The 17575-nt window shown below is 63.5% G+C and carries 9 protein-coding genes; all 9 read left to right on the plus strand.

The genetic code is table 11. The annotated features are described in order from the left end of the window. Positions 1-325: 325 nt before the first annotated feature. The 9 genes from B3397_RS17765 (at position 326) to B3397_RS17805 (ending at position 17553) form a co-directional block, all read left to right on the plus strand. Positions 326-592, plus strand: coding sequence for a DUF1652 domain-containing protein (locus B3397_RS17765; protein WP_296252616.1), 267 nt, complete (start codon positions 326-328; stop codon positions 590-592). Between the two features lie 114 nt (positions 593-706). Next, a complete protein-coding gene (gene tpx, locus B3397_RS17770) occupies positions 707-1207 on the plus strand; it encodes a thiol peroxidase (RefSeq protein ID WP_296252619.1) in 501 nt (166 codons plus the stop codon). A gap of 154 nt (positions 1208-1361) precedes the next feature. Next, a complete protein-coding gene (locus B3397_RS17775; protein WP_296252622.1) occupies positions 1362-2666 on the plus strand; it encodes an MdtA/MuxA family multidrug efflux RND transporter periplasmic adaptor subunit in 1305 nt (434 codons plus the stop codon). After that, on the plus strand, positions 2663-5818 hold the full coding sequence (locus tag B3397_RS17780) for an MdtB/MuxB family multidrug efflux RND transporter permease subunit (protein ID WP_296252625.1): 3156 nt from the start codon (positions 2663-2665) through the stop codon (positions 5816-5818). The genes B3397_RS17775 and B3397_RS17780 overlap by 4 nt, the downstream gene beginning before the upstream one ends. Beyond that, the gene (locus tag B3397_RS17785) at positions 5815-8922 is read left to right on the plus strand and encodes an efflux RND transporter permease subunit (RefSeq protein ID WP_296252627.1); all 3108 of its coding nucleotides are present in this window, start codon (positions 5815-5817) and stop codon (positions 8920-8922) included. Before B3397_RS17780 ends, B3397_RS17785 begins: the two co-directional genes overlap by 4 nt. Next, positions 8919-10373: an efflux transporter outer membrane subunit gene (locus B3397_RS17790; protein WP_296252630.1), complete on the plus strand. Its 1455-nt coding sequence runs from the start codon at positions 8919-8921 to the stop codon at positions 10371-10373. The genes B3397_RS17785 and B3397_RS17790 overlap by 4 nt, the downstream gene beginning before the upstream one ends. A gap of 614 nt (positions 10374-10987) precedes the next feature. Beyond that, entirely contained in the window at positions 10988-13078 is a 2091-nt protein-coding gene (locus tag B3397_RS17795) for a putative bifunctional diguanylate cyclase/phosphodiesterase (RefSeq protein ID WP_296252633.1), read from the plus strand. Positions 13079-13270: 192 nt separating this feature from the next. Continuing rightward, a complete protein-coding gene (locus B3397_RS17800) occupies positions 13271-16111 on the plus strand; it encodes a sensor domain-containing phosphodiesterase (RefSeq protein WP_296252635.1) in 2841 nt (946 codons plus the stop codon). 44 nt (positions 16112-16155) lie between these two features. After that, positions 16156-17553: an FAD/NAD(P)-binding protein gene (locus tag B3397_RS17805; protein ID WP_296252637.1), complete on the plus strand. Its 1398-nt coding sequence runs from the start codon at positions 16156-16158 to the stop codon at positions 17551-17553. Positions 17554-17575: the final 22 nt, after the last annotated feature.

Consider the following 17575-nt stretch of genomic DNA (forward strand, 5'->3'; position numbering starts at 1 on the left):
TACAGCCGCGAAGAGGCCCCCACACCAAACCCACAATCCGAATCCCCCTCGCAGCTACCTTCCGCTTAATCTTTTCAGCCAGGGAATGCCGAACTTCCGCACAATCCCCTCCCATGTAACGTACGCATTGAAAGATTTGTACACTAATTATTTCTCCTTACGAATCAACACGTTGCAGAAGTAACGCGCCGTTCGACGGTCAGACATTGCGCGCCTCCCGCTACGGGTATATACCGTTGAAACATCCGCCACAGGCCATCGCCCCGACAGGATTCGTCGGCGTACCGGACGGAAGCACTGGAACCCGCTATCGAGGAGACACGCCATGCTACCGCTTGGACTCTGCGCACTGGAGTTGCGCAGCATCATCGAACACGCCTTCCTGCCTCGGCATTGCGTCTGCGCGGTCAACCCCGACCAGTCCATGTCGGTGGAAATCAAGGATCCGAAGACCGGACACGTGGACCTGTTCGTGCCGAGCATTTCCATCGAGAGACTGAGCAACACTCGGGAGATCTCCAACCTGATCGCTGAACTGCGTCACCAGCTCCAGAGTCAGCCGCGAACGTTCGCACCGGCCAAGGCCGGCTGAGTCGGGATTGCACGCCTGCGCTTCGCGTGTTTTTTTTCATGTACTGCGTAGGTCAGCCGTCACGTTTCGTGGTTAACTTTGTCCTTTCCCAACACCACGAGAAGGACACTGTTCATGGCTCAAGTGACCCACAAAGGCAACCCGATCAAGGTCAATGGCGAACTGCCCAAGGCCGGTGCCCAGGCACCGGCCTTCACCCTCGTCGCCGGTAACCTGGCCGATGTCGCGCTGACCGAGCTGGCTGGCAAGCGCAAGGTACTGAACATCTTCCCAAGCATCGACACGCCCACCTGCGCCACCTCCGTGCGCAAGTTCAATGCCCAGGCCAACGATGTCGCCAACACCACCATCCTGTGCATCTCCGCCGACCTGCCTTTCGCCCAGGCGCGGTTCTGCGGTGCAGAAGGTCTGGAAAACGTCAAGAACCTGTCCACGTTCCGTGCCCATGATTTCCATGAAGCCTACGGTGTCGATATCGCCGAAGGCCCGCTCACGGGCCTGACTGCCCGCGCTGTGGTCGTCCTGGATGAAAACAACAAGGTCCTGCACAGCGAACTGGTTCCGGAAATCGGCCAGGAGCCTGATTACGAAGCCGCCCTGGCCGTTCTCAAGTAAGCATCGTACCGCTGCGGGGACGGCGGCTCGCCGTCTTCGCAGATTCTCGCTGCATCATCCTGTCTCCAAAAGTAAATTGCCGGTAAAGGCGCTTTGCTTCTGCATTCCGACTGCTTATCGTTCAGCCTCCCCAAAGTAGAAGCTCATCCGCACAATGGTCGATCATTCAATGCAACCCCCAGGTTCCCGCAAATCTCGTCGCTGGCTGTTCGGCCTCTTGGTTCTGATCGTTATCGTCGCCCTGTGCTGGTGGTTCTGGCCTGGCAGCAAAAAAGCCGGCGAAGGGCGCACCGCTGACGGCAAGCCGGCGGCTGCTGCCGGGCGCACCGGGCCGGCGCGGCCAGGCTTCGGGGGCTCCGCGGAACCGACGCCGGTGCGGGTGGCCCCTGTGACCATTGGCGACTTCCCGATCTACTACAAGGCACTGGGTACGGTTACCGCCACCAACACCGTGAATGTGCGCAGCCGCGTCGCCGGTGAACTGGTCAAGGTCAACTTTCAGGAAGGCCAGCGGGTCAAGGCCGGGGACCTGCTTGCCCAGATCGACCCACGCAGCTACCAGATCGCCCTGCAGCAGGCCGAAGGCACGCTGGCGCAGAACCAGGCCCAACTGAAGAACGCGCAGATCGATCTGCAGCGCTATAAAGGCCTGTTCGCCGAAGACAGCATCGCCCGTCAGACCCTCGACACCCAGCAGGCGCTGGTCGGCCAGTACCAAGGCACCATCAAGACCAATCAGGCCGCGGTCAACGACGCCAAGCTCAACCTGGACTTCACCCAGATCCGCGCCCCAATCGCCGGCCGTCTGGGTCTGCGTCAACTCGACATCGGCAACCTGGTGGCCGCCAACGACACCACGGCGCTGGTAGTGATTACCCAGGTACAACCGATCACCGTGGCGTTCACCTTGCCCGAGAGCGAGTTGACGCCCGTGCTCGCGCGCTACCGCAGTGGTGCCAGCCTGGCCGTCGAGGCCTGGGACCGCGGCGACACCCGCAAGCAGGCCACCGGCGTGCTCGGCAGCCTGGACAACCAGATCGACACCAGCACCGGCACACTCAAGTTCAAGGCACGCTTCGAAAACCAGGACGAGGCGTTGTTCCCCAACCAGTTCGTCAACGTGCGGCTGTTGTCCGACACCCTGAAGGGCGCGATTCTGGTGCCGGCCGCTGCTGTGCAATATGGCGTCGATGGCACCTTCGTCTATGCAATGGACGGCGACGACAAAGTCAAGATTCGTCCATTGAAGGTGGGTGCCACCGACGGCACCCACACCGTGGTTCAGGAAGGCCTGGCCCAGGGCGACCGTGTGGTGCTGGAAGGCACCGACCGCCTGCGCGAGGGCAGCAAGGTCGAGGTGGTCAATGACAGCGCCGAAGTCCCGACTTCGCCCGGCCAGCACCTGCAGGGCAAGGACGGCGCAGCAGCCACCGGCGAGAAGGGCAAGACCGGCGCATGAATATTTCGCGGCTGTTCATCCTGCGCCCCGTCGCCACCACGTTGACCATGTTGGCCATCGTCCTGGCCGGGGTGCTTGCCTATCGGCTGTTGCCGGTCTCGGCCTTGCCCCAGGTCGATTATCCGACCATCCGGGTCATGACCCTGTACCCCGGCGCCAGCCCACAGGTGATGACCAGTGCCGTCACGGCGCCCCTGGAACGGCAGTTTGGGCAAATGCCCGGGCTGACCCAGATGGCCTCCACCAGTTCCGGCGGGGCGTCGGTACTGACCCTGCGCTTCAGCCTTGAAATCAACATGGACGTTGCCGAGCAGCAGGTGCAGGCCGCGATCAACGCCGCCAGCAACCTCTTGCCTTCCGATCTGCCCGCACCGCCGGTGTACAACAAGGTCAACCCGGCCGATACCCCGGTGCTCACCGTGGCCATCAGCTCCAAAACCATGCCGCTGCCCAAGCTCAACGACCTGGTCGACACCCGCATGGCGCAGAAGATTGCCCAGATCAGCGGCGTCGGCATGGTCAGCATTGCCGGCGGCCAGCGCCAAGCGGTGCGGATCAAGGTCAACCCCGAGGCTCTGGCCGCCAACGGCCTGAACCTGTCCGACGTGCGCACCCTGATTGGCGCGTCCAACGTCAACCAGCCCAAGGGCAACTTCGACGGCCCGACGCGCGTGTCGATGCTCGACGCCAACGATCAACTGCGCTCGCCCGAGGAATACGCCAATCTGATCCTGGCCTATAACAACGGCGGCCCCTTGCGCCTGCGGGACGTGGCTGAAATCGTCGATGGCGCCGAGAACGAGCGCCTGGCGGCCTGGGCCAACCAGAACCAGGCGGTATTGCTCAACATTCAGCGCCAGCCGGGGGCCAACGTCATCGACGTGGTCGACCGCATCAAGGCTTTGCTGCCCACCATCACCGACACCATGCCGGCCGGTCTGGACGTCACGGTGCTCACCGACCGCACCCAGACCATCCGCGCGTCGGTAACCGACGTGCAGCATGAACTGCTGATCGCCATTGCCCTGGTGGTGATGGTGACGTTCCTGTTCCTGCGCCGGTTCAGCGCCACGCTCATTCCCTCCATCGCCGTGCCGCTGTCTCTGGTGGGCACCTTTGGCGTGATGTACCTGGCCGGATTCTCCATCAACAACCTCACGCTGATGGCGCTGACCATTGCCACCGGCTTTGTGGTGGACGATGCGATCGTCATGCTGGAGAACATCTCGCGGCACATCGAAGAAGGCGAGACGCCGATGCAGGCCGCCCTCAAGGGCGCGCGGCAGATCGGTTTCACCTTGCTGTCGCTGACCTTCTCGCTGATCGCCGTGCTGATCCCGTTGCTGTTCATGGCCGACGTGGTAGGCCGGCTGTTCCGGGAATTCGCCATCACCCTGGCCGTGGCTATCCTGATTTCCCTGGTGGTGTCGCTCACGCTGACGCCGATGATGTGCGCACGCCTGCTCAAGCGCGAACCCAAGGAAGAGGAGCAGAGCCGTTTCTACAAGGCCAGCGGAGCCTGGATCGACTGGCTGATCGCTCGCTACGCCACGGGGCTGCAATGGGTGCTGCGCCATCAGCCGCTGACCTTGCTGGTGGCCGTCGCCACCCTGGGCCTCACGGTGCTGCTGTATGTCGTGGTGCCCAAGGGCTTTTTTCCGGTGCAGGACACCGGGGTCATCCAGGGCATTTCCGAAGCGCCGCAGTCCATCTCGTTCAAAGCCATGAGCGAGCGCCAGCAGGCGCTGGCCAAAATCATCCTGCAAGACCCGGCCGTGTCCAGCCTGTCCTCCTACATTGGTGTGGACGGCGACAACGCCACCCTCAACAGCGGTCGCCTGCTGATCAACCTCAAGCCTCACGCCGAGCGCGACTTGACTGCCAGCCAGGTGATCGCCCGGCTGCAGCCGGAAGTGGACAAGCTGTTGGGCATGCGCCTGTTCATGCAACCGGTCCAGGACTTGACCATCGAGGACCGCGTCAGCCGTACCCAGTATCAATTCAGCCTGTCGTCACCCGACGCCGACATGCTGGCGCTGTGGAGCGGCAAACTGGTGGATGCCCTGCGCCAGCGCCCGGAGCTCACGGACGTGGCCAGCGATCTGCAGGACAAGGGCCTGCAGGTGTATCTGGTGATCGACCGCGATGCTGCCAAGCGGGTAGGGGTGGACGTAGCCGATATCACCGACGCGCTCTACGACGCGTTCGGCCAGCGCCAGATTTCCACCATCTACACCCAGGCCAGCCAGTACCGGGTCGTACTCCAGGCCGCCAATGGCAACAGCATCGGCCCGCAGGCGCTGGAACAGATCTACGTCAAGGCCAGCGTCAACGGCACGGGCACCACCAACCAGACCTCCGACAGCGACACCACTGCCACCAGCGGTACCCAGGTGCGCCTTTCGAGTCTGGCCCATATCGAACAGCGCCAGGCACAGTTGGCGATCACCCACATCGGCCAGTTTCCGGCCGTGATGATGTCCTTCAACCTGGCCGACGGCGTTGCCCTGGGCAAGGCCGTCGAAGTGATCGACCAGGTGCAGCAGGACATCGGCATGCCGCTGGGCGTGCAGACCCAGTTCCAGGGCGCTGCCGAGGCCTTCCAGGCCTCGTTGCAGAGCACTTTGCTGCTGGTGCTTGCCGCGGTGGTGACCATGTACATCGTGTTAGGTGTGCTGTATGAAAGCTACATCCACCCCATCACCATTCTCTCGACCCTGCCATCCGCTGCGGTGGGCGCGTTGCTGGCGTTGATCCTCAGCGGCAACGACCTGGGCATGATCGCCATCATCGGTATCATTCTGTTGATCGGCATCGTCAAGAAAAACGCCATCATGATGATCGACTTCGCCCTGGACGCCGAGCGCAACCAGGGGCTCGACCCGCAGACGGCGATCTACCAGGCGGCGTTGCTGAGGTTCCGGCCGATCCTCATGACCACCCTGGCGGCGCTGTTCGGTGCCGTGCCATTGATGCTCGCCACGGGTTCCGGCGCCGAGCTGCGCCAGCCGCTGGGTCTGGTAATGGTCGGCGGCTTGCTGGTCAGCCAGGTGCTGACGCTGTTCACCACGCCGGTGATCTATCTGTACTTCGACCGCCTGGGCCGTCGCTGGAGACGCAAGTCGGCCAGCACCGAGCAGGCTGAAGCATGAACCTCTCCGGACCTTTCATCCGACGGCCAGTGGCCACGTTCCTGATGAGCGTGGCGATCATGCTGCTCGGTGGCGTGAGTTTCGGCCTGTTGCCGGTGTCTCCACTGCCGAACATGGACTTCCCGGTAATCGTGGTCTCGGCCAACCTGTCCGGGGCCAGCCCGGAAGTGATGGCCTCCACCGTGGCGACACCGCTGGAGCGCTCGTTCGGCGCGATACCGGGCGTGACCACCATGAGCAGCCGTTCCAGCCAGGGTTCGACCCGGGTGATCCTGCAGTTCGACATGGGCCGCGACATCAACGGCGCGGCGCGAGAAGTGCAGGCGGCCATCAATGCCTCGCGCAATCTGCTGCCCAGCGGCATGCGCAGCATGCCCACCTACCGCAAGGTAAACCCAGCCCAAGCCCCCATAATGGTGTTGGCGCTGACCTCCGATGTGCTGGAAAAGGGCGAACTCTACGACCTGGCCTCCACGATTCTGTCGCAGAGCCTGTCCCAGGTCTCCGGGGTCGGTGAAGTACAGATCGGCGGCAGTTCGCTTCCCGCGGTACGCGTCGAACTGGAACCGCAACTGCTCAATCAGTACAACGTGTCCCTGGACGACGTTCGCTCGGCCATCGACGGCGCCAACGTGCGCCGGCCCATGGGTTTCGTCGAAGACGGCGAGCGGCAGTGGCAGGTGCGGGCCAACGATCAGTTGGAAAAGGCCGACGACTACAAGCCGCTGATCATTCGCTACCAGGACGGCTCGGTGTTGCGGCTCAGCGATGTGGCCAAGGTCACCGATGCCGTGGAAGATCGCTACAACAGCGGTTTCTTCAATGACAAGGCGGCGGTGGCGGTGGTCGTCAACCGCCAGGCGGGCGCCAACATCATCGAGACCGTCAACCGGATCAAGGAACAATTGCCGGCGCTCGAGGCCGTACTGCCGGCCACGGTCAAGCTCGACCTGGCGATGGACCGTTCGCCGGTGATCAAGGCCACTCTGCATGAGGCCGAGATGACCTTGCTGATTGCCGTGGTGCTGGTCGTGCTGGTGGTTTTCCTGTTTCTGGGCAGTTTCCGAGCGTCGCTGATTCCGACCCTGGCGGTACCTGTGTCGCTGGTGGGCACTTTTGCCGTGATGTACCTGTGGGGGTTTTCGCTCAACAACCTGTCGCTGATGGCGCTGATCCTCGCTACCGGGCTGGTGGTGGACGATGCCATCGTGGTGCTGGAGAACATATCCCGGCACATCGACGACGGTGTTGCGCCCATGCGCGCCGCCTACCTGGGCACCCAGGAGGTAGGCTTTACCCTGTTGTCGATGAACGTCTCATTGGTAGCGGTGTTCTTGTCGATCCTGTTCATGGGCGGGATCATCGAAAACCTGTTCCGGGAATTTTCCATCACCCTGGCGGTGGCCATCGTCGTGTCGCTGTTCGTGTCCCTGACCCTGACGCCGATGCTCTGCTCGCGCTGGCTCAAACCCCACGACCCACGCCACGACAATCGCTTGCAGCGTTGGAGCGACCGGGTCAACCGGCGGATGGTGGCCGGCTACGATCGCAGTCTGGGTTGGGTGCTGCGCCATCGTCGGCTGACCTTGTTGAGTTTGCTGGTGACCATCGTGGTCAACGTGGCGCTGTACGTGGTGGTGCCCAAGACCTTCATGCCCCAGCAGGACACCGGCCAGTTGATCGGTTTCGTGCGTGGCGATGATGGGCTGTCGTTCGCGGTGATGCAGCCGAAGATGGAGATCTTTCGCCAAGCCCTGTTGGCCGATCCGGCCGTGGACAGCGTGGCGGGCTTCATCGGCGGCAACAACGGAACCAACAACGCCACTGTGCTGGTGCGGCTCAAACCGGTGGAGGAGCGCGGGCTCGATGCCCAGAAGGTCATCGAACGCCTGCGCAAGACCTTGCCCAAGGTGCCCGGCGCCCGGCTGATGCTGATGGCCGATCAGGACCTGCAGTTCGGCGGGGCCCGAGAGCAGAGTACCTCGCAGTATTCCTACATCATCCAGAGCGGCGACCTGGCCGCACTGCGGGCCTGGTACCCGAAGATCGTCACCGCGCTGCGCGCATTGCCGGAACTGACCGCCATCGACGCCCGGGAGGGCAGGGGGGCGGCGCAGATCACCCTGATCGTCGACCGCGACCAGGCCAAGCGCCTGGGTATCGACATGAGTACCGTTACCTCGGTGCTCAACAATGCCTACAGTCAGCGGCAGATTTCCACCATCTACGACAGCTTGAACCAGTACAAGGTAGTGATGGAGATCAACCCCAAGTACGCCCAGGACCCCATCACCCTGGAGCAGGTGCAGGTGATCACGTCCGACAACAAGCGCGTGCCGCTGTCCAGCATCGCCCACTACGAGAACAGTCTGGCCGACGACAGCGTCAGCCACGAAGGTCAGTTTGCTTCCGAAAGCATTTCGTTCGATCTGGCCGAAGGCGTGACGCTGGATGTCGCCACCCCGGCCATCGAGCGGGCACTGGCCAAGGTGGGCCTGCCCGAAGACATCATCGTCAAGGTGGCGGGCACAGGCGATGCCTTCGCGTCCACGCAGAAGGGCCAACCCTGGATGATCCTGGGGGCACTGGTGGCGGTCTATCTGGTGCTGGGCATCCTCTACGAAAGCTACATCCACCCGTTGACCATTCTTTCCACGTTGCCGTCCGCCGGCGTTGGCGCCTTGCTCAGCATTTACCTCACCGGCGGGCAGTTCAGCCTGATTTCCCTGCTGGGGCTATTCCTGTTGATCGGCGTGGTCAAGAAGAACGCCATCATGATGATCGACCTCGCGCTGCAGCTTGAGCGCAATGAAGGCCTGGCCCCGGCGGAGTCGATTCGTCAGGCCTGCCTGTTGCGTCTGCGGCCGATCCTGATGACCACCCTGGCGGCGATCCTCGGCGCCCTGCCGCTGATGCTCAGCAGCGCGGCAGGCGCTGAGATGCGCCGGCCGCTGGGCCTGACCATCATTGGCGGTCTGGTGTTCAGCCAGGTGCTGACGCTCTATACCACTCCCGTCGTTTACCTCTATCTCGACCGCTTGCGCCATCGTTTCAACAATTGGCGCGGCGTGCGTACCGATGCCGCTCTGGACACCCCGCTATGATCGATCCCGTTTCCCTGCGCGGTTCGCGCCTGCTCAGCCTGGCCCTGTGCTCGATAATGCTCAGCGCCTGTGCCATAGGCCCGGATTACCAACGGCCGCCGCTGTCCACCCCCGCACAGTTCAAACAGGCCGAAGGCTGGCGCCAGGCCAGTCCCAGCGATGCGCTGGCCCGTGGCGCCTGGTGGGAGCTGTACGGCGATCCTCAACTCAATGGTCTGGTTCAGCGGCTCAATACGTCCAACCAGACCGTTGCTCAATACGAAGCCCAGTACCGTCAGGCCCAGGCCTTGGTGCGCAGTACCCGCGGTGCGCTGTTCCCCACGGTCGACCTCAGTGCCGGCAAGACCCGCGCCAGCCAGGGCACGGGCAGCAGCGGATCAAGCCTGAGCCAGTCGGGCAGCGGCATTCGCAACACCTACAACACCCAGCTGGGGGTGAGCTGGGAGGCCGATATCTGGGGCAAGTTGCGCCGCGGCCTCGAAGCCGATCGGGCCAGCGCTCAGGCCAGTCTGGCTGACCTCGCAGCCATGCGCCTGAGCTTACAATCGGAGCTGGTGCAGAATTATTTGCAGCTGCGCGTGATCGATGAGCAGAAGCGCTTGCTGGAGTCCACGGTCGACACCTATCAACGCTCGCTGAACTTGACCCAGAACCAATACCGCGCCGGGATCTCGGGGCGCGATGCGGTGTTCCAGGCGCAAACCCAGCTCAAGAGCACCCAGGCCGATCTGATCGACCTGATCTGGCAGCGCGCGCAACTGGAGAACGCCATCGCCGTGCTGGTCGGCGTGGCGCCCTCGGAACTCAGCGTTGCGCCCAGCACCGAAATCCCGGCGTTACCGGAGATTCCCCTGGCCGTTCCTTCGCAGTTGTTGGAGCGGCGCCCGGACATTGCCTCCGCCGAGCGTTCGGTCATGGCCGCCAATGCCGAGATCGGCGTGGCCAAGACGGCCTATTTCCCGGACCTGACCCTGAGCCTGGCCGGCGGCTACAGCAGCAGCAGCTTCAGCAACTGGGTGTCGCTACCCAATCGCTTCTGGTCGGTGGGCCCACAGTTGGCGATGACCCTGTTCGACGGCGGCCAGCGCGCGGCCGAGGTCGATCGCAGCGAGGCAGCCTACGACCAGACGGTCGCGCAGTACCGTCAGACCGTGCTCGATGGCTTCCGCGAAGTCGAAGACTACATGAGCCAGTTGAAAGTCTATGGCGACGAAGCACAGGTGCGCGATGAAGCGCTTCAGGCCGCTCGTGAATCCCTGCGATTGACCTCCAATCAATACAAGGCCGGGCTGATTGGCTATCTCGATGTAGTGAACGTGCAAGCCACGGCGTTGAGCAACGAGCGCAGTGTGCTGACCTTGCTGCAGAGCAGGCTGGTGGCAAGCGTCCAACTGATCGCAGCACTGGGCGGCGGCTGGCAACCACAACCCGACTCCACCCCCGACCCGTAGCAGCGGCGTAAGCCGCGTCCGGCAATACCGCGCCCTACCTGACCCACCTCGGGGCCTCGGACCCGGCTTACGCCGGTGCTACAGGGAGGAGTCGCTTTGTGTCCGGCGAACAACCGGCTGTAGCAGCGGCGTAAGCCGCGTCCGGCAACCCCGCGGTGTATCTGACGTACCGCGGGGGCTCGGACCCGGCTTACGCCGGTGCTACAGGGGAAGCCGCTTTGTGTCCGGCGAACAACCGGCTGTAGCAGCGGCGTAAGCCGCGTCCGGCAACCCCGCGGTGTATCTGACGTACTGCGGGGCCTCGGACCCGGCTTACGCCGGTGCTACAGGGGAAGTCGCTTTGTGTCCGGCGAACAACCGGCTGTAGCAGCGGCGTAAGCCGCGTCTGGCAACACCGCGGTGTATCTGACGTACTGCGGGGCCTCGGACCCGGCTTACGCCGGTGCTACAGGGGAAGCCGCTTTGTGTCCGGCGAACAACCGGCTGTAGCAGCGGCGTAAGCCGCGTCCGGCAACAACGCGGTGTATCTGACGTACTGCGGGGGCCTCGGACCCAGCTTACGCCGGTGCTACAGTCACACCTTGTATTGTTCGTTAGCCCATTTCGAGAAATTGATGCTTATCGGTAGTTACTCTCCCTCGCTCGTCGTCATCTCCCTGTGCGTGGCGATGCTTGCCTCCTACACTGCCCTGGACCTGGTGGGCCGCATTGCCACTGCACAGGGCCGTGCCGTGTACCTGTGGATGGCCGGCGGCGCACTGGCCATGGGCGTAGGCGTGTGGTCCATGCATTTCATCGGTATGCTGGCGTTCAAACTGCCGATCCAGTTGGGCTTCGGCCTGGGCCTGACCGCCGCTTCGCTGTTGATCGCGATCCTCAGTTGCGGATTCGCCCTGTGGGTGGTCAGCCAGCCCAGTCTGCCCTGGCCACAGCTGGGCATAGGCGCGCTGATCATGGGGGCTGGCATCAGCACCATGCACTACACCGGCATGGCGGCCCTGGACATGCAACCGGGCATCGTTTACGACCCAGGCCTGTTCGCCGCCTCCCTGGCCATTGCTGGCGGCGCCTCGGCGGCAGCCCTGTGGATCGCCTTCCGCCTACGCCACCCTACGCCCTACGTACGCATCGCCCGGGGCGGCGCCGCGGTACTGATGGGCATCGCCATCGTCGGCATGCATTACACCGGGATGGCGGCTGCCAGCTTCCCCGAGGGCAGCGTGTGTGGCGGCGCTATCGACGGACTGACCGGCAATGGCCTGGACTATCTGGTACTGGTCACCACCTTGGCGGTGCTCAGCATCACCTTGCTGACATCGGTGCTGGACGCCCGCATGGAGGCGCGCACCGCCGAACTGGCCAACTCCCTGACCCTGGCCAACCGTGAGCTCACTCAACTGGCCCTGCACGACAACCTGACCGGCCTGCCCAATCGCATGCTGCTGGCCGATCGTATCGGCCAGGCGATCCATCAGGTCGACGAACGAGGCGGCTGCTTTGCCCTGATGTTCATCGACCTGGATGGCTTCAAACCAGTCAACGACGCGTTCGGTCATCATATCGGCGATCAACTGCTGCGCGCGGTGGCCGGCCGCTTGCGGGGCCATCTGCATGGCCAGGACACGTTGGCGCGCATCGGCGGCGATGAGTTCGTGCTGCTGGTAGGGCTCGAAGAGGCGGGCGACGCCCCTGGTATCGCCGCGCGTCAGGTCGACCTGATCGCGCAATCTTTCGAGGTCGCGGGTCAACAGCTCCAGGTATCGGCCAGCATCGGCATCGTCATCTACCCCGGCAACGGCCTGAATCAGCAAGAGCTGCTGATGAATGCCGACGCGGCCATGTACCACGCCAAGAATGCCGGCAAGAACGGCTACCGTTTCTTCGACGGTTCCATGAACACCAATGCCCGCAAGCAGTTGCAACTCTTGCAGGATCTGCGCCTGGCCGTACTGCGCAAGGAACTGCGGCTGTTCTATCAACCCAAGTTCGACGCTATCGGTGGTCACCCGGTGGGGGCTGAAGCGCTGCTGCGCTGGGAGCACCCGCAGCTGGGTTTGCTGATGCCCGATCAGTTCATCGATCTGGCCGAGAAAACCGGCCTGATCATCGACATCGGTGAGTGGGTATTGGACGAGGCCTGCCGGCAGATGCGCCAATGGGTCCTGCTGGGGTATGCCTCGTGGCGCATGGCAGTCAACCTGTCCGCGCTGCAGTTCTGCCACGCCGGCCTGGTGCAAAGCGTCGCCGATGCCCTGGAGCGCCACGAACTCTCGGCCAACAGCCTGACCCTGGAAATCACCGAAAGCACCGCCATGAGCGATGCCGATGCCAGCATGACGGTACTGCAGCGTTTGGCCGACATGGGCGTGGACCTGTCCATCGATGACTTCGGTACGGGCTATTCGAGCCTGATGTACCTCAAGCGGCTGCCAGCCAATGAGCTGAAGATCGACCGCGGCTTCGTCCGCGAACTGGAGCAGGACAGCGACGACGCGGCCATTGTCTCTGCCATCATCGCCCTGGGCCAGGCACTGGGGCTGCGCATCGTTGCCGAAGGGGTGGAGACCAGTAACCAGCGTCAGTTCCTGACTGAACTGGGCTGCAATTCGCTACAGGGGTATCTGCTGGGGCATCCCCTTCCCGCAGACCGCTTCATCAGCGATATTCAGGCCGCGCAGTACAATCAGGACCTCACCAGCGCCTGAACGTGAACGTGAACGTGATTTGCCGTGGATGGCCGGGGTAGGGGCACCCTCCACCCCAGTGCACATGGACACAGATCCACCTCCTGCTACCTGGTTGCGTCAATCATCCGCCGATCACGACCAATCCCCTTGCTAACTACTGGCACAAAGCCGGAAGATGCGCACAGTTGGATTTCTGGCCATGGAGCGACGATGAGTTCCAATCCCTCGACCTTAGCGCTGCCCCCGGTGGGCACTGGCTCGGCTGATGAGCTATCGCTGGAGGCGATTCTGCGTGAGGCCCATGATTGGCCGCACAGCACCGCCTGGGCCTGGTACCGGGCTGGAGAACAGTTGCACCTTGAGGGGCAGGGCGACCTGCAGCGGCACTGGCCGGCGGTGTTGGCCAATCACGAACTCAAGCGCTTCTGCGACAGCTGCGACCTGCAGATCTGGCCAACCGGTCAGGGCGAAGCCGTACTGGGCTGGCTTCTGGCACCTATCCATGTACCCCACGACGGCGCGCTGGCCGCGCTCGCCCGACGCATTGGCCAACGCGTGCAGACCGATGCATTGGCCAGGGCCCAGATCACCCAACGGGTACTGTACGAAATCACCTACCTGGCCAGCTCCACGAGGGACCGTGCGGTGTTTCTGGTGGGCGTGCACAAACTGCTCGCCACCCTGATCGACGCGGAAAACTTCTACCTGGCGCTGTACGACAGCCAGAGCGGCAAGATCAGCTATCCCTATTACGTCGACGTGATCGACGTCGAAGCCCTGGAAGCGGAAAACTACGAGTTCCTCGACCGCGAGCATCTGTCGCTCACCGGCCAGGTGCTCACCAGCGGCCAGCCGCTGTTGATCGACGCCCGCGGCATCGCTACCGCCCAAGGCGAAGGGCGTTTCTACTGCGTGGGGCATATTCCTGAATTCTGGATGGGCTCGCCCCTGAAGAACTCGTCCGACGAAGTCTTCGGCATGATCGCCATGCAGGTCTACGACGTGCACCGCGCCTACAGCGCCGAAGACCGCGCGCTGTTTCTGGTGGTTGCGCGGCACGTGGCGATGGCCCTGGACCGTATTCTGCACCGCGCCGATCTGGAAGAGACGGTGTCGCGGCGCACCCAGGAACTGTCCCAGCTCAATGCCGCGCTGCGCCTGGAGGTGTCCGAGCGCAAGCGCGCGGAGCACCTGCAAGTGGCGTTGTTCCAGATCGCCGAGCTGTCCAGCCAGCCGGGCGATATCGATGGGCTCTACCACAGCCTGCATCTGATCGTCGGCGACCTGCTCTACGCGCGCAACTTCTACATCGCGCTGTTCGATGGCAGTACCGGCGAAGTCAGTTTTCCGTATTACGTCGATGAACAGATTGCCACTTGCCCGCCGCCGCGCCGTGGTCGGCGCGGCTTGACCGAGTATGTGATACGCCAGCGCCGGGCCTGCCTGATCGATTTCGACGAGGCCACGCGACTGATGGCAATGGACGAAGTGGAGGACCAGCGTGACCCCATGCGCTCCCAGTCCTGGCTGGGCATCCCACTGTTCGATGAGGATCGCGTACGCGGTGTGCTGGTGGTGCAGAGCTATGCAGCGGATGTGCGCTACAGCCTGCGCGACCAGGACCTGCTGACCTTCGTGTCGCGGCACATCGACACCGCACTGTCGCGCCGCAGCGCCGCCGAGGCCATCTATGAGGCCAACCTCAAGCTCGAAGCGCGTGTGCAAAGCCGTACCCGCGAGCTCGACCATGCCAATGCCAAGCTGCAATACGAAAACGCCCACGATTCGCTGACTGCCTTGCCCAATCGGACCCACCTGCAGCAGCGGCTCCAGGCTGCCTGGGATGACTACCAGCAAAGCGGCCGTGAGCTGGTGGTGATGTTCATCGACCTGGACCGTTTCAAGATGGTCAACGACAGCTTTGGTCATCATTTCGGTGACCAGCTGCTGATGGAGGCGGCCAACCGCCTGCGCAGTTGCCTGCGCGATGCGGACCTGCTGGCCCGCCTGGGCGGTGACGAGTTTGCCGTGCTGGCCCCGGAATCCACGCTGGATACCGCGGTCGACATCGCCGAACGCATTCTGGTGGCTTTCGACCTGCCATTCCTGATCAATGGCCACGAGGTCTTTTCTTCCTGCAGTATCGGTATCGTCGGCGCCGACAGCCAGTTCCATGCCGAGCCGGCCGATCTGCTGCGCGACGCCGACAAGGCCATGTACCGGGTCAAGAGCGCCGGGCGTGACAGCTATGCGGTTTTCAACCAAGCCTTGCGTCGAGAGGTCTCCGATCAGGTCGAACAGGAGGGCGCGCTGCGCAATGCACTCAAGCGCAGCGATGAACTGCTGCCCTATTTCCAACCCATCGTCGACGTGCAAACGGGCGAGTTGCTGGCGTTGGAAGCCTTGATCCGCTGGCGTCAGCCCGATGGCCGCATCGTTGCGCCGGGGCATTTTCTGCCAGCGCTGGAAGGCCTGCGTCTGATCGGCCGGCTGGACCTGTACATGCTCACCTGTGTGGCGCAGATACTGGCTCAGCCCGGACACGAACATTGGCCACCGGTGCACGTCAATTGTTCGAGCTACAGCATCACCCGAACGGATTTTGCCTATGAGGTGCTCGCGCTGCTGGCGCGGTATCAGGTCGCTCCTGGGCGGATTTGCCTCGAACTCACCGAGGGCGCGTTGGTGGCCGAGCCGGCCATGGCCCAGCGCACCATGCAGCAATTGGCCGAGCAGGGCATGACGGTGGTCCTGGACGACTTCGGGGCGGGGTTCTCGTCCCTGAGCTACGTGCACCAATATCAGTTCACCGGGCTTAAGATCGACAAGTCGTTCATCCTCGAGCTCACCACCAGTTCACGCAGTCGCGCCATCGTGCGCGCCATCGTGCGCATGGCCGAGTCCCTGGGCCTGACCGTGGTGGCCGAAGGGGTCGAGGACCTGGGCACCCTGGAGTTGCTGCGGGAAATGGGCGCGGGTCAGGCCCAGGGCTATTACTTTGCCAAACCGATGCCGTTCAGCGAGTTGAGCGAACAGGGTTTTTTGGACTGAATCGCCCTATGATAAGCACCGACACCCTTTTCCAGAGCTAGAACATGAGTGAACTCGCCCCTGCTCGCGCCGATGTCCTGATTATCGGTGGAGGTCTGAGCGGCACGCTGTTGGCCGTTCAATTGCTTCGTCAGCCTGCTGCCCGTCGGATCGTCATCATCGAGCCACGCCCGGAGTTGGGCCGCGGTGAAGCCTACAGTGCCACCGAGCTGGGTCATACCCTCAACGGCAACGCTGCGCGCATGAGTGTGGACCCGGACAACGCCGATGACCTGACCGAATGGCTGCAGGCGTTCATCGCCCAGGGCGGCTGGCCCGAGTCGGTCGAGCAGGGGGTGCCGGTGGCCGAGCTGTTCCCGCCCCGCGGTATATTCGGCCTGTACGCCCAGCAAAGGTTGGCCGAAGCCCGGCAAGTGGGCGCCCGCCATGGCTCGAGCGTGGAGCATGTGCGCGAGCAGGCGGTGGATCTGCAGCCATTGGACGCGGGACTGCTCGTACGCCTGGCCGATGGGCAGCAGTGGCACGCCACCCAGGCGGTGCTGGCCACCGGCATGTTCGCCGCCGCCCGCACCGCCCAGATAACCCCGGGTGGACTCAACGCCGCAGCCGTTGACCCGTGGGACGTAGCGGCCATGCGCAAGCTCGACCCGCAGGCGCGGGTATTGATCATCGGCTCCGGGTTGACCATGGTCGACGCCGTGGTCTCCCTGCACAAGGCCGGTCACTGTGGCCCTGTGTCGGTCATCTCGCGGCATGGGCTGTGGCCTCACGTGCGTCGACAGCCTCCGGCCTGGCCGGATTTTCTTGGCCAGGACCTGAGCCTGCGCACGCCACGTCAGGTGATGGCCGCGCTGCGCGCACAATGTCGCCTGGCCATGGCCCAGGGCATCGACTGGCAGGCACCGCTGGATACCGTGCGGGTACACGTGGCTCGGCTGTGGAGCCAGGCCAGTGAACGGCACAAGCGACAGTTCGTGCGGCATGTTCGGCCGTGGTGGGAAAGCCATCACCACCGCTCGCCACCGCCCAGCGCAGCGTTGCTGGAAAAATTGATCGGGGCAGGGCGGCTGAGCATTCGTGCGGCCACGCTCAAGCAGGTCGAAGGCACCTGCATCGGCGTACGGGCCAAGGGCCAGGATGAGCTGGAGGTCATTCGCGGGGATGCCTTGATCAACTCCACCGGTATCGAATACGACTGGCGCCGGGTGGACAAGCCGTTGCCGCAGCAGTTGCTGGCGCGCGGATTGATTCAGCCCGGGCCACTGGCGCTGGGCATATTGGCTACGGAGCAGGGCGCGGTGATCGACGCCGAGGGTGTGGCGGCCTCCAACCTGTTCGCCATGGGGCCGCCGCTTCGCGGCATGTGGTGGGAGAGTACGGCGGTGACTGATGTGGCGCTACAGGCCAAGGCATTGGCCGGGGTGTTGGCTGGGGAGGGGTGATATGAGGGCGCCGGCTGGCGCC

The sequence above is a fragment of the Pseudomonas sp. UBA4194 genome (genome assembly GCF_002379585.1).
GTDB lineage: Bacteria > Pseudomonadota > Gammaproteobacteria > Pseudomonadales > Pseudomonadaceae > Aquipseudomonas.